This is a genomic window from Myxococcus sp. CA056, from assembly GCF_013336715.1.
Classification (GTDB): Bacteria; Myxococcota; Myxococcia; order Myxococcales; family Myxococcaceae; genus Myxococcus; species Myxococcus llanfairpwllgwyngyllgogerychwyrndrobwllllantysiliogogogochensis.
Window position 1 is genome coordinate 28,221 of record NZ_JABUMT010000004.1, and the last position, 13,391, is coordinate 41,611.

Annotated in this window: 13 protein-coding genes; 9 read left to right on the top strand and 4 right to left on the bottom strand. The window is 69.3% G+C overall.

Going from position 1 to position 13,391, the window contains the following annotated elements:
* Window positions 1–44: 44 nt before the first annotated feature.
* Window positions 45–2,051 carry a hypothetical protein gene (locus HUA76_RS18750; RefSeq protein WP_174461661.1) on the bottom strand — a complete coding sequence of 669 codons (2,007 nt, stop codon included), beginning with the start codon at window positions 2,049–2,051 and terminating at the stop codon, window positions 45–47.
* Between the two features lie 150 nt (window positions 2,052–2,201).
* Here HUA76_RS18750 and HUA76_RS18755 point away from each other — a divergent pair, with 150 nt between their 5' ends.
* The 4 genes from HUA76_RS18755 to HUA76_RS18770 all read left to right on the top strand — a co-directional run bounded on the left by HUA76_RS18755 (window position 2,202) and on the right by HUA76_RS18770 (window position 5,358).
* Window positions 2,202–2,372, top strand: coding sequence for a hypothetical protein (locus tag HUA76_RS18755; protein ID WP_174461662.1), 171 nt, complete (start codon window positions 2,202–2,204; stop codon window positions 2,370–2,372).
* 226 nt (window positions 2,373–2,598) lie between these two features.
* The gene (locus HUA76_RS18760) at window positions 2,599–3,333 is read left to right on the top strand and encodes a hypothetical protein (RefSeq protein ID WP_141643819.1); all 735 of its coding nucleotides are present in this window, start codon (window positions 2,599–2,601) and stop codon (window positions 3,331–3,333) included.
* A 127-nt stretch (window positions 3,334–3,460) separates the two neighbouring features.
* The gene (locus tag HUA76_RS18765; RefSeq protein WP_174461663.1) at window positions 3,461–4,048 is read left to right on the top strand and encodes a hypothetical protein; all 588 of its coding nucleotides are present in this window, start codon (window positions 3,461–3,463) and stop codon (window positions 4,046–4,048) included.
* Window positions 4,045–5,358 (top strand): nitrilase-related carbon-nitrogen hydrolase, encoded by a 1,314-nt coding sequence (locus HUA76_RS18770; RefSeq protein WP_174461664.1) that lies wholly within the window; start codon window positions 4,045–4,047, stop codon window positions 5,356–5,358. The genes HUA76_RS18765 and HUA76_RS18770 overlap by 4 nt, the downstream gene beginning before the upstream one ends.
* A 149-nt stretch (window positions 5,359–5,507) precedes the next feature.
* On the opposite strand, the gene HUA76_RS18775 is transcribed toward HUA76_RS18770, so the two are convergent.
* A complete protein-coding gene (locus HUA76_RS18775) occupies window positions 5,508–5,906 on the bottom strand; it encodes an Imm1 family immunity protein (protein ID WP_174461665.1) in 399 nt (132 codons plus the stop codon).
* Window positions 5,907–6,174: 268 nt separating this feature from the next.
* On the opposite strand from HUA76_RS18775, the gene HUA76_RS18780 reads away from it, so the two are divergent.
* On the top strand, window positions 6,175–6,858 hold the full coding sequence (locus HUA76_RS18780) for a TIGR02269 family lipoprotein (protein WP_174461666.1): 684 nt from the start codon (window positions 6,175–6,177) through the stop codon (window positions 6,856–6,858).
* The gene (locus HUA76_RS18785) at window positions 6,859–7,602 is read left to right on the top strand and encodes a double-CXXCG motif protein (RefSeq protein WP_174461667.1); all 744 of its coding nucleotides are present in this window, start codon (window positions 6,859–6,861) and stop codon (window positions 7,600–7,602) included.
* On the opposite strand, the gene HUA76_RS46085 is transcribed toward HUA76_RS18785, so the two are convergent.
* Entirely contained in the window at window positions 7,593–7,727 is a 135-nt protein-coding gene (locus HUA76_RS46085; protein WP_256434370.1) for a hypothetical protein, read from the bottom strand. The genes HUA76_RS18785 and HUA76_RS46085 overlap by 10 nt on opposite strands.
* Window positions 7,728–8,018: 291 nt before the next feature.
* Between HUA76_RS46085 and HUA76_RS18790 the strand changes: the two genes are divergently transcribed.
* Window positions 8,019–9,515: a hypothetical protein gene (locus tag HUA76_RS18790; protein WP_217439886.1), complete on the top strand. Its 1,497-nt coding sequence runs from the start codon at window positions 8,019–8,021 to the stop codon at window positions 9,513–9,515.
* A 63-nt stretch (window positions 9,516–9,578) separates the two neighbouring features.
* Complete coding sequence (locus HUA76_RS18795; RefSeq protein ID WP_174458467.1) at window positions 9,579–10,940, top strand: TAXI family TRAP transporter solute-binding subunit; 1,362 nt, start codon at window positions 9,579–9,581, stop codon at window positions 10,938–10,940.
* Here HUA76_RS18795 and HUA76_RS18800 read toward each other — a convergent pair.
* Window positions 10,876–11,556 (bottom strand): RNA polymerase sigma factor, encoded by a 681-nt coding sequence (locus HUA76_RS18800; RefSeq protein ID WP_174461669.1) that lies wholly within the window; start codon window positions 11,554–11,556, stop codon window positions 10,876–10,878. The genes HUA76_RS18795 and HUA76_RS18800 overlap by 65 nt on opposite strands.
* 233 nt (window positions 11,557–11,789) lie before the next feature.
* Between HUA76_RS18800 and HUA76_RS18805 the strand changes: the two genes are divergently transcribed.
* Window positions 11,790–13,376 carry a sigma 54-interacting transcriptional regulator gene (locus HUA76_RS18805; protein WP_174461670.1) on the top strand — a complete coding sequence of 529 codons (1,587 nt, stop codon included), beginning with the start codon at window positions 11,790–11,792 and terminating at the stop codon, window positions 13,374–13,376.
* Window positions 13,377–13,391 lie beyond the last annotated feature (15 nt).

Below are 13,391 nucleotides of genomic sequence, written 5' to 3' on the forward strand. Positions count from 1 at the left end.
GTCTGACTCCGGGCGGAGGCGCGATGTGGCTTCCGGCTCGTCGCTCAGCGGGTCACGAGGCGGAGGTTGTCCAGGATGAGGTCGGGCTGTCCGGCCGGCAGGTCGACGAAGAAGGCCACGGGCTGTGCCGCGCCGAGCTGGAAGTGGGTGCGGACGCGTCCACGCACCGCGTTGCAGCGCGTGCGCAGCTCCCGCCCGTCAGCGGTGATGAAGCCGCAGGACACTCCCACCGTGTCGCGTGACGTGTCGAATTCGACCGTCCAGGCGCGGCCCGACACGAAAGCCTGTCGTGTCACGACGAACCGCTGGCCCCCACGCAGGAGGGCCGCGAAGCGCGAGGGAGGGAGTCGCGTCCAGGTCGCCGGGACGGGCGTGCGAGCGCCGGGCTCGAGGATGCCCATGCCCACGCGCTGCGAGCGATACTCGAAGCCGTTGGCCAGCGGGTCCGCGACGACGACGACCTCCGTCACGGCGAAGGCCCCCGAGTCCTCGCCTGGGGCGAGCCGCAAGGGCTGCGCCGCGCCGGACAGCGGCACGAAGGTGGTGGCGATGAGCCCCGCGGCCTCGCCCGGGAGCGCGACGGGACTCGCGTTGCTCAGGAGGGACTGAGTCCCGAGCGAGAGCGTGACAGTCGCCGGAGTGCTCTCCAGGGCCCGGACGCGCACCGACACGCGATAGGTCATTCCCGCGATGACCTCCGCCGAGGGCAGCGTGAGGGACTCTCCCCGCGCCAGGGGTACCAGGGGCTCATTGGGAAAGCGCAATCGCTCCCAGGCGGAGCACGAGGAGGCGGTGCACGGCCAGGGCTTGGGAAAGGGTTGTGTGCCCAGCGCGCCCCGGCGCAGGAGCCACACGTCGTGCGTCAACCAGAGCAGGGGATTGGGAAACAGGCCCGGCACCAGGGTGTCGCAGACATCGTCCGGGCTCCTCGACTCGACGAGCTTCCGGGTGAAGGCCAGCCGGGCATAGCCCAGCCCGGCGTCGCCCGGGAGCCGCGCGGTGCGCGCGGGGTCTTCACAGAGGAAGTCGTAGTCGTGCGCGGGGAACACCCAGTGGGCCCAGACCGCGACGGGCCCGAGCAGCTCCTGGGTGCCCAGGTGCTCGTTGAGCTGCGTGATTCCGGAGCCGGACGAGCCATGGCAGCCATGCAGCTCCGTGAGCCGCGCGTCGGTGCCGAAGCCGGAGAGGCCCAGGGAGACGCGAGGCCGGGACGGATTGCTCCAGGGACTGGAGAGCAGGGGCAGCAGCTGATTCACCCCGTAGTAGTGGTAGTTCTGCGCGGGCTCGTAGTCGATGTAGCGCGTGTAGCGCTGCCAGAGCTCGGTGCTCCGGTCCTCCGGAATCGAGTAGACCTCGTGGGCCCACGCCATGGACACGGGGACGCCCAGGCCCTCCGACTCGGCGACGTCCAGGTAGTCGTAACGACAGCCGGGGCTCTCGGCGCCGCAGTCGAGCAACGCGGTGTCGGCCCGGGGGAACGATGCGGGGCACTGGTAGTTGCCGAACGAGTCGCCGCAGCGGGCAATCACCCGACACGAATAGGACGACGTGCTGTAGCCCCCGCCGAGCGGCGTCCGGTGGAAGCCGGGAAAGGTGCCCGACAGGCTCTCCGCGGTGGCCTCCCAGTTCACCTCCGCGTCAATCATCGGGTCATACATCCGGACCTCGAGCGACTGGTTCGCGGGGTCCCAGACGCTGACGTCGTCCAGGCAGTGCGCGGCGGTGATGGCCCTGCGTGGGGAGATGAACGTGACGCCGCACGTGTAGCGAAGAGGCGTGCCATCCAGACCCAGGAGCGGCGCATGGGTGACGGGCTGGAGGATGGGGACGAAGACGGTGCCCCGGCTGAGCTGACTGCTGCCCGTGGGACCGCCCGGCGCGAGGGCCACGCTGTAATAGTCCTGGTACGCACGCTGGACGGCCTGGGGGGCCATTGTCCGCGGCTCCTGGGGTGGCGACTCACCGGGTCCATCGCAGGCCGCGAGGACTGCTCCCAGGATGACGAGGTGGATGCTCGTGCCGACGAACGCGGCGCGAAGAGACGTCTTCATTGAATGACCCCCCAACTCCAGAGACAGACGTGGCGAGTCCTTCCGCCGCGAGGGGCCGGTGTCCTCGGCGCCCTGGGCACATCCTGCCTTCCGAGTCGTGGGTGTGGCCCCTGACGTCCGTCTCCGATGTCGAGGAGTAACACTCGCCACATGTCACACGTCGTGGACGGGACGGCGCGCGAGGGCAGGGCCTTCGTTCAGCTTCGCACCCAGGATTGGTGGAGCAGGGCGGACCTGCCCAACGAGCGAGAAACGGAAGCAGCATCTGCCCCCTTCATCGAGGGCGACGCGCACGGCTTCCTCCACTGCGACGAGGACTGAGGCGGCCGCCGCTACGCCCACTGGATGTGCAGTGGGGTTGTAGCGCTGGGTGTCACGGAGAGTGAAGATTTGTTGCGGCGGACGCAACAACGGCACCGGCATAGCACCCCAGATTCCGAGGGAAGCCAGAGATGGCCTACTTCCTGCCTTCACGGGGAGTGCAGCAACCATCGCACCCGGCCTTGCGCCAGGTGCGAGTTCCCCACAGCAAGAGGAGTGTCCCCACATGTTTCATCCGGCTGAGTCACACCGTGGTTCTTCCAACGGCATGCGCGCGGCAACGCTCGCGATGCTCGCGGTCTTCACCGTTCAGATCGGCTGCAGCCGTGCTCCCGAAGCCAACCCGATGACCAAGGCGCGCGAGGCCCTGGCCGAGAACATCGTCTTCAGCGCCGTGGAGCCCGCGCAAGTCGTTGACGGGAGCCTGGAGCGGTTTGGCCGGCTGGGCATCGCGATGCATGACGAGGTGCCCCGTTTCATGAACTTCGTCCTGCGGCAGACGCTCGTCCGCGGCACGGAGGACGCCGTCCTCGAGGTGTATGACGAGAAGACCGGGGAGCGCACCATCTACACGGTGAACAACGAGACGGGCGACGCCTGGGTCCACCATGAAGGCGGCAAGCTGCACATGGTCTTCAACGCGGACAAGACCATCCTGGTGGGTGACAAGCTGGCCGCCAACGAGCAGGAAGCGGCCAGTATCCTCCTCGAGACCGGGGCGCTGGAAGCCGTCTCCGAGTACTCCCTGTTCACGATGATTGAAGTCATCAGCAAGTACCTTCCCGAGGACAATAATGGGAAGGGCGGCGCCGCGGCGGTGGTCGTCCTCATCGCGGTGGGCGTCTGGTACGTGGGCTCCACCGTCGGCTGCTCCCAGCAGTACCGGCGGAACGGCTGCAGGCTCACCGGGTTGAGCAACTACTGCCGCTCGTGGTGCGCCTCGTATTGGTGCCGCTGCTAGCAGGCCTCCCGGTGTTTCGAGCCAGGAACTGGAACCGTCCATGACTGTGTTGGTAAGGCACTGGCTCCTGGCCCTGCTTCTGGGGGCCTGCGCGTGTCGGCAGGCCCCCGGAGTGCAGGAGCGCGTCGTGGCGATCTACTCACGAGTGGATGTCGCCGAGTTGCAGCAGTCGCCGTGCTCGGATGCCCGCTGCCCGCATGTGGCCCTCGAGGACTTCTCCTGTCCCTCTGGAGTGAGGGCCGAGGTGCTCGTGCTCAGCGGACACAGCCTGCCGCCGAGCTATCTCAACGCGACCCCGGAGGACCTCGCGCGGGTGGTTCGGTGCTACCGCCCGGACCTCATCGTCCTGGATACCTGCTACGGCTTCTCCACGCCGCTGCTCACGGCGCTCGCGGAAGAGGCGCCTGGGGCCTGGGTGCTGGGCTCCACGTACAAGCTGCCCCTCGATGGGCTGCTCTATTACGAGGGCTTCTTCCAGGCCGGGAGCCCCGAGCAGCGCGCTCGCTTCGTCCGGACGCGCTCTGGCAAGGCGCTCGAGTTGTGGCGGTTGGATGCGAAGGCCATGGACACGGCGCTCGAAGAGGTGTCGCGCTGGGAGCCCGAGGTGCTGGAGGCCCGGTTGGCGCGCAAGCACCCCAACCTCGTGAAGGTGGTGCTCCCGGGGGAGGCCACGGCGCTGGTCCCCGTTCCGCCCGAGAGGTTCCGGAAGCGATGAGCCTGCTCCTGGCCCTGGGCTCGGGTGTCGCGCTGGGCGTCGCCTTCCTTTGGACGTGGGCGCAGCCTTTGGCCTGGGTGGGCATCGCGCTGTTGGGGTGGGCGCTCCACCGAGCCAACGGCTGGCGCCAGGCCGCCGCGGCGCTGCTGCTGTCCGCGCTGGTGCGCCAGGGCGTGGCCCTGCACTGGTGGGTGGGGACGGCGGAGTTCTACACGGCCCCCTGGCTTCCTCCTCCGTTCATCGTGGCGTTTCTGGGCTGGACGGCCACGGGGGCGCTGTCCCAGGTGCCGCTGCTGGCGCTGGCGGCGCTGCCCGTGAAGCGGGTGCCTCCAAGGTACTGGTTGCCTTTGGGCTGGGTGCTGGGCGAGGCGGGGCTGGAGGCGTGGAGCGGCTTCTCCATGACGCACGTGCTGCATTCCCAGTGGATGCAGCCGCCAATCCTGAGGGCCGTGGGCTTCGTGGGGTGGGTGCCCACCCTGGTGCTCTGCCTGCTCGCCGCCGTGTGCGTTGGAGAGGCCGTGGCCCTGCGCTCGCGCCGCCTGTTGCTGCCGGCCGTGGGCGTCATGCTGGCCCTGGCCGCGCTGCCCCGGCTGCCCGTGGCGGACGATGCGCTCCAGGGGACGGGCGTGGTCCACATGGCCTCTTCCGTGCGGGTGCCGGAGTCGGTGCCCGAGGCCACGGAGCGGCTCATCTGGCCAGAGTCCACGGTCCGGGGGCTCCAGCGGGGGACCGAGGGGCGTGTGTCACGGCCGGAGGTCCTCGAGGCCTTCGATGCGCGCCTGCCGGTCCCCGCCATCGCGGGGCTGATGCTCCGAACGCCCGAGGGTTTTTTCAATGCCGCCGCCGCCTTTGATGCGGACGGGCGTCTGCGGGAGACCCGAGGCAAGTCCATCCTCGTCCCCATCGGCGAGCGCTCCATCTTCGGGCTTCAGGGAAGAGGGGAGCCGCTGCTCGCAAGCCAGGCGCGACCGCTGCTGTCCCTCGCGGGGCGGAAGGTGATTCCGCTCATCTGCTACGAGGCCTTCAGCCGCGCCACCGCCTTGCGTGGACGGGAGGCGGGAGGAGAGCTGCTCGCGGTCCTGGCCAGTGATCTACCCCTGGCTGGAAGTCGCTTCGCCGTGGACCAGGCCATCGGCGGTGTGGTGATGCGGGCGGTGGAGTTGCGCATGCCCGCGGTAAGAGCCTCGCTGGGAGGCATCGCGGTGGTGGTGTCTTCCGACGGCCGCGTGCTGGCGCGGAGCGCACCGGGGGCGAGCAGCATCCTCACGGTGTCCCCGCCGCCGCGGATGGTGGAGGCGATGCAGGAGTAGGCAAGGTCCTCGTGGGCATGCGCCAGTCCTCGGGATGTCGATGTTCACGGGCTCAGCCGGCTGTGCGCGTGAAATGAGGCGACGTACCGGGTAGCAGCGAGGGCGCGGAACGGGCGTGCAGAGGTGCTTCGAGCTCCGCTGTGGCACAACTACGGGTTCTGCCACTGCTGAGAGGGGTCCAGCCGGCCGGTGTCGAGGAACGCAAGCCCGGCAGCGAGAGCCTGCTCTTTGGTCACTATCTGTTCGGCTGGATAGTCCCCCTCCTGTCCCCCGACGTTCAGCAGGGTCGTGCCGGTGGCTGGCTGGGAGCGCAGCAGGTTCCAGAACTGATTGTTGTCGAAGGTGGCGTACACGACGTACTGGCCGGCACCACCACCCATGGTCAGGTGCTGCTCTCCCTCCCGCAGGAGGGTGACCATGGTGTGGCTGCGAGCGTCGAGTCGATCAAGAGCGCGCTCAAGGTCGGCCGATGACGCGCGGTCGACCTTCCACTCGTGGAGCATCAGTCCCTCCCAGCGGTCCCCGTGAATCATCGCCATCTTCGTCATCGCTCCAGGGAATGCTCTCAAGGTCCGTTTCCGACCCACAGCAGCCGTGCGAGGACGCTGAGTCCGCCGCGGCAATATGCGCCAGTGGGTCCGCGTGCGCCTTCTGAAACGCTGCACCCGGTAGGGCAGCCACTCGCCCTCGGCGCGGCTGGGTGGAGTGGTGACTGCCGGACAACGTTCGCTCCCTTCAGTGACGCTCCGCCGTGGCAGAGCTGCATCCTCGCAATGCAGCGTGTCCGGGGGGACGCAAATGACGACGCATCGGTGGTTGGTTGTCCTGCTCTTGGTCACTGGCTGTGCCGCAGCACCGGAGTACATCCGTGCCGGTGAGTTGCTCGACACGAGCGTGGATGACTCCGCGGAGGCCTGCGCTCAGTCAGCCGGGGACAATGACGAAGGCTGCTACGCGCCCTCCTGTGGCGAGGATGAGTGTGGCCTCTACCGCTGCGAGGACCTCGCCTCTCCGCCGTATGCACTGAGGCTCCCACCTGCCCGGGCTCCAGACGGGGCTACAGCGCGCATCCAGCGGTACTGGGGCGGAGCTGTTCCCCTTCCAGGGCGGCAGGCCGTCTTCATCATCCCGTGGTACCGGAGGGACGAATTGCCAAGCGTCAAGGCAGCGCGGAAGGCCATCGCAGACTGGAGCCGCCGCGAGAAGGAGCGACACCACATCTTCCCGCGTGCCTTTGAGGGGTACTTCGCGACTATCGGCATCGAGATCCACCAGTACACGCTTCTCGTCGGCGTCGCGGAACACCGGCGGGTGCATGAGGGGAAGGATGGTGGACCATGGAATCGGGACTGGTTCGACTGGATTCAGGCGAACCGACTGCGTGCGACGCGTGCTGACCACTTCCGCCATGGCGGGAGATTGGTGGAGCGGTATGGTCTCCTTGGCGTCCCGATGACGTACTGGCAGCGGCTCTCGCTGGCCGCCGCCGCTGGAGAGTGAATGCGCTACTACACGCTGACCCGGCGACGCGTGGAGCGGTCGAAGTGGACCGGAGCCTACGATCTGGGACGGGAGTGGGGACTCCCCGGAGTGGCGTGCCCGACGTGCAAGGCGGTTTGGGGGGGCGGCGGATACGACTACCCGACGGTCGACCTCTCCGAGATGTCAGGGCGGCGGGACTTCGAACGGCCGCGGTGCGTGCCCTGGGACCAATTCGTGAGCCTTCGGAATCGCGTGTTGCCGCTGGTGCCGCAGGGAGTCGTTGTGGAGCCGGGCACAGGGTTCGGCGCGTTGACCGGCAGGGCCAGGGGACGCTTTCCCCCCGTGGTCATCCACGTGCCGTGGATGCTCGTCGTTCAGCCGGCCGTGGTGGAGAGACTCAAGGGGCTCACGGGGGCCAGCCCAGTCCCGACACGCTTCAGGGCGCGGCCTGGGGTGGCCGACCTGGTGGAACTCGAGGTGCGGTCTGGCGGGAGCATCGCGGGCGCCGATGCCCATGGGGCCTGCAAGACCTGCAGTCGTACGGACTTTGTGCTGCCCCCCTTCGGTCAGTTGCGCCTGGCCGAAGTTCCCGACGTCGATTTCGCGCGGAGTTGTGCGTCTCTCGTGGTCGTGAGCGAGCGTGTTGTCGAACGGTTGGGCCGTGAGTTGGAGGAGTCGGAGATTGTCCCTCTGGATGTCACTGGCGGGGCCCTGACGACGCGTGCGGTGCGGCCACCTGCCGGGGCAACTCATCACCGCTGACGCTCCTGCTGTTCGCCACCCTGATTGCCCCCCAACTCCAGCGACAGACGTGGCGAGTCCTCCCGCCGCGTGGGGCCGGTGTCCTCGGTGCCCCGGGCGCATCCTGCCTTCCAGGTCGCGTGCATCGCCCTCGATGTCCACCCTCCGACGTCGGGGAGTAACACTCGCCACACGTCACACGTCTTGGATGGGACGGCGCGCAAGGGTGTATCGAGACCCAAGCCCTGTCGCCGACGCTCGCAAACCCATGTTTGCGTTTGACTCATCCTCTTTGTGGATTTTGTGTCAGTGAACAATGTATAAACGCGGAATCATGGGATTTCTTGCCGACCCGTGAATCCGGCAACGTGCCGGAGTGCTCATCCCTGGCAGGGGGCGCGGCCGTCCGCGCGGGTGTGAGACCTCGAATGCAACGCATGGTTGAGAAGAGCCAGTTGGCCTGGCGCGGGATGCTCGTGTGCGCGGTGGTGGCCCTGGCGGCCGGCTGTGACAACGCGGCGCCGGAGGCGGAGCCGACCGGGATGGACCCGGCGGAGGAAGTGACGGTGGACCCGACGAGGCACCCGGAGCGCCGCGGCATCGGTGCCATGGCGCTGCCACCCATGGGGCCGTCGGCGATGGTCGTCACGGTGGACCCGCGCTCGTCGCTCATCATCACCGACGACGCCATCGTGAGGAACTTCCCGCTCGTGCGGGTGATGAGTCAGCTGGTGACGCAGTCCGGTGTCGCGGGGCTGACGCCGCTGGCGCTCTTCCAGGACTGGTGGAACACGGCGAACCCGCCCAACTGCGGCCCGCTCTTCAACGGCTTCCAGTATCAGTGTCCTCGCATCGAGGGGAACCAGGCCTTCGTCAATCCCTTCCTCAGTCCGGGCACCAACCCCGACGAGTACGTCCCGCTGGCGCTCGTCAACCGCTTCGACCTGGCGCCGGCGTCGGGCGTGGACTGCGGTGAGTACCGCATCGTCTATGGCAAGCGCTCCGGCATCCCCGGCGGTGGCAATCGCAACCTGCTCATCTTCGAGGCGGTGCTGCCCAACCCCAATCCGACCGCCGGCCTCAATGGCTGTGCGCCGGTGGCCAACTTCTGGGCCTCGCTGACGGGCGCGGCGCTGGCCACCCGCATCGGCGGGCTGCAGAACTTCTACTTCACGGGCCTGCCGGGCTTCATGCCGGTGGTCCACATCGACAACTACGGCAACCGGACGACGGGGAGCGTGCCGACCGGGCAGGTGCGAACCAACCAGTTCATCCAGCCGCCGTGGACGCTGCGAGAGTTCAGCGTGCGGCGCACGATGTGCGGCAGCGTGCCCTGCCAGTTGAATTTCCGGCCGGTGACGGTGAAGGTCAACCCGGGCGGCACGTTGTTCGACCCCGTCTCCGGGCACCCGCTGGCGCCGTCCTTCCAGAACGTCCTGTTCCCCTCGCAGGTGCCGGCACTGGCCGTCACCGACATCAACCTGTTCAACAACACCATTCCGGACATGTTCAACAGCGGCCAGAGCAACGCGCAGGGCCCGGAGAACGACTACCGCTTCCAGTTCGGCCCCAACCCCAGCCCCTTCCGCACCAACATCCAGAACGAGCTGCTGCTGCTGGGCAGCCCGCTGCTGCCCCAGGACATCGTGGAGCGCTCGATGGCGCTGTCGTGCGGCGGCTGTCACGAGCTGAGCAACGGGGCGAACCTGGGCGGCGGCCTCGTCTGGCCTCCGTCGGGCGGCTTCGTCCATGTGGGTGAGCAGTTCGACCCGGCCCCCGGCCCGTTCGGCCCGCGATTCCGCATCTCCCCCGCGCTCAACGCCGTCTTCCTGCCGCACCGCCGGGCCGTGCTGGAGACGTTCCTCAACTCCTCGTGCGGGGATGCCGTGTGCCAGCCTTGGGAGTCGCCCGCCGCGTGCCCGGCTGACTGCTAGCCCTCCTTCGCGCAGGCAGGCATGGGAGTGGGCGCGGAGAGGTGCGTATACTCCGCGCCCACCATGACGGCGGACTCCCTCAAGCAACAACTGCGGCGCACGCTGCGGCGCGACCTGTGGTTCACCCTCGCGCCCGCGGTGCTCCTCATCGGCATCGCCTTCGCCGCCGCGTTCCATTTCATCGAGCCCGCGCCTCCAAAGAAGCTCGTGCTGGCCCTGTCGCCCGACGAGGGCGGCTTCCGCTACTACGCGCGCAAGTACCAGGACTTCCTCTCCAAGCACGGCGTCACCCTGGAGCTGCGCTCGACGAAGGGCTCCATCGAGAACGTCGCGCTGCTGTCGGACGAGAACTCCGACGTCGACGTCGCCTTCGTGCAGAGCGGCACCGCGGGCGGCGAGAAGGCCGCGAGCGTCGTGTCCCTGGGCAGCCTCTCCTACGTGCCCCTCTGGGTCTTCTACCGGGGCGAGCCCCTGGAGGACGTGCGCCAGCTGAAGGGCCGCCGCATCGCGGTGGGGCCGGAGGGCAGTGGCACGCGCGCGCTCGCCGTCACGCTGCTGAAGGCCAATGGCATCGACCAGGCGCCCACGGAGCTGTTGCCGCTGGAGCGCGAGGCCGCCATCGAGCAGCTCAAGCAGGGCCACCTCGACGCCATCTTCCTCATCTCGCCCGCGGAGTCGCCCCCCATCCAGAAGCTGGCGGCGGTGCCCGGTGTGAATCTGCTCAGCTTCGCGCGGGGCGAGGCGTATGCGCGCCGCTTCCCGTACCTGACCCGGCTGGTGCTGCCGCGCGGCGTGTTCAACCTCGCCTCGGATATCCCCGCGCGGGACGTGGTGGTGCTCGCGCCGACGGCGAACCTCGTCGCGCGCGACTCCCTGCACCCCGCGCTCTCCTACCTCCTCATGCGCGCGGCCAGCCAAATCCACGGCAGCGCGGGCCTGCTCGATGGCGCCAGCGAGTTCCCCGCGCCGCGCGAGACGGGCTTCGCCCTCAGCAGCGAGGCCCGACGCTATTACGAGGCGGGAATCCCGCTGCTCCAGCGCTACCTGCCGTTCTGGGCGGCGAACCTGGTGGACCGGTTGTGGGTGATGCTGGTGCCCATCATCGCCGTGGTGGTGCCGCTGTTCCGCGCCGTCCCCGCGCTGTACCAGTGGCGCATCCGCTCGCGCATCGTCCGTTGGTACGCGCGGTTGAAGGAGATTGAAATCCAGCTCGATGAGAACCCCGGGCGGGACATGCTCGAGGACATGCTCAAGCGGCTGGAAGAGGCCGAGCGCGAGGTCAACCGCATCCCCATGCCGCTCGCCTACGCGGAGAACCTCTACTTCTTCCGCGAGCACATCGAGGTCGTCCGCCGCCGCCTCATCCGCCGACTCGACGGTGCGCGGGACGGGGTGGGCGCGCTCGTCCGCTCCGCCAACGCGTAGTCGGCCCCCGTCTGGCGCGCGGCGCCCGGCTCGGAGGCAGGGACTGCTCCGCGCCGCCGCGCACGGGAGGCTCCAGGTCCGTGCCGCGCGCCGAGGTGCCGAGCGCCAGGCGCAGCACCTGATAGGCCCGAAGCAGCCGGCGGCGGGTATTCACATGGGTGATGCCCAGCTCCACGGCCATGCTGCGGCCATCCAGCTCCCGCTCGAAGCGCAGCAGGCATGCCCGCCGCAAGGGTTCCGGCAGCCGGTGGACGTGGCGCCACAGCAACTGGGACTGCTCCTGCTCCAGGACGAGCTGCTCCGGCGACGGGGCGTGCGCCGGCTGCACTGCCTCGGACGCGGCCTCGTCGTCCTGCTCGGGCGGCTCCTCCGCGCGCCGGGCCCGCATGCGATGCAGGTCCACGCAGGCGTTGTGGAGGATGCGTGTCAGCCACGCCTCGGGGTTTCGCAGCCGCTGGACTTCCCGGGGCCAGGCCTCGGCGGCTCGCAGCATCGCGGTGCTCAATGCGTCCTCCGCGTCGGCCTGGTGGCCACCCAGGTGGCGCAGGCTCTTCGCGAGGAGCTTCGGGTGGTGGCACAGCCACAGCTCCCAGAATCCAGTCGTCTTCGCTTCCATGAGGGTTCTCACCGTTGGCAACCCCTCCGAGCGCCTCCTAGAGCAACCGCTGTGCCGGGGCGTGCTCCCTCGGAGAAGGGCGCAGGGCCGGTCGGCGCGGTGCTCGGCTGGCATGTCAGCGGCGTCGGCTGACATGTCAGCGTGTGCCAGCCCGGGGGCTCCCACGGTCCGTCGCGCTCCGGGCTCGTGTAGCCTGAGGGAGAACGCGGGCCCTGGCTCCGAGCGTCCCCCTCATGAAGCAGAGACTCCTCGACGACGTCTCCACCGCGAGTCCTCAGCGGCAAGGCGGTGATTCGCAGGCCACCGCGCACCTGCCGGCGCTGACGCTGGTCTCCCATCCGCTCGCCTCGCGGGTGGGGGAGCGGTTCGTGTTGGAGTCCCTGGCGCGCGGCAAGGAGGTGGCCCTGTCGCGCAACGAGCCGCTGTTCACCCGCGTGGGGGAAGTGATTGGCCGGCCGCTGGCGGACCCGTTCGTGAGCCGCCGTCCCCTGCGCTTCCTCCCGCGTCCGGAGGGTGGTGTCCGGCTGGAAGGGGATGCCGAGGGGACCCAGGTGATGGTGGGCGGGGTGCCAGGGGTGAGCTGGGACTTCCGACCGGAGGCGCTCGCGGCGGGGGTGACGCTGGAGCTGGCCGGGCGCGTGGTGCTGCTGTTGCACCGGGTGGCGGTGGACGAGGAGCGGTCCGCGGACACGTTGGGCATGGTGGGGCAGAGCTCCGCGCTGGGCCGGGTGCGCACGCGCGTCCGCCAGGTGGCGGACCTGGACGTGCCGGTGCTCATCCGGGGCGAGACGGGCTCGGGCAAGGAGCTGGTCGCGCGCGCGCTCCACCAGCGCGGCCCCCGTCGCAAGGGGCCCTTCGTCAGCGTCAACCTGGGCACGCTGGCCCGCGAGCTCGCCGCGGCGGAGTTGTTCGGCGCGCAGCGGGGCGCCTACACCGGCGCGTCCCAGAGCCGCGAGGGCTTCTTCCGCGCCGCGCACGGCGGCACGCTGTTCCTGGATGAGGTGGGCGAGGCTCCCGCCGAAGTGCAGGTGGCGCTCTTGCGCGTGCTGGAGACGGGGGAGGTGTACCCGGTGGGCGCGCACACTCCCATCGCCACGGACGTGCGACTGGTGGCGGCGACGGACGCGCCCCTGGAGGACCTCATCGAACAGGGCCGCTTCCGGGCGCCCCTGCTGCACCGGCTCTCCGGCTACTCCATCCAGATGCCCCCGCTGCGCGAGCGGCGGGAGGACATCTCGCTGCTCTTCCACCACTTCGCGCGGGTGGAGCTGGAGGGGCTGGGGGAGGCCTGGCGCCTGGAGCCCACGGACCCCTATGCGGAGCCGTGGCTGCCGGCCGCCCTGGCGTCACGGTTGCTGCGGCACGACTGGCCCGGCAACGTCCGCCAGCTTCGCAACGTGGCCCGCCAGCTCGTCATCAGTGGCCGGGGGCAGGCTCGCCTCCAGGTGGACGCCACGCTGGAGGCGGAGCTGGCACCGAAGCCCTCGGGCGAGGAGGCGCCAATCCATGAGCCCACGCCCGTTGCCCGTCGCAAGCCCTCGGACGTGACGGAGCCCGAGCTGCTGGAGGCGCTGCGCGAGTGCTCCTGGGACTTGAAGAACACGGCGGAGAAGCTCGGCATCACCCGGGCGTCGCTCTACAACCTCGTCGACCGCAGTCCCCACATCCGCACGGTGAAGGACCTGGGCGCGGAGGAAATCACCCGCTGCTTCCAGGCCTGCGGTGGCGACCTGGACGCCATGGTGCGGAAGCTGGAGGTGTCCCGTCGCGCCCTCCAGCGGCGGGTCAGGGAGCTGGGCCTCGAGCCTCCCGAGTCATGAAGCCGTGGGGCGTGG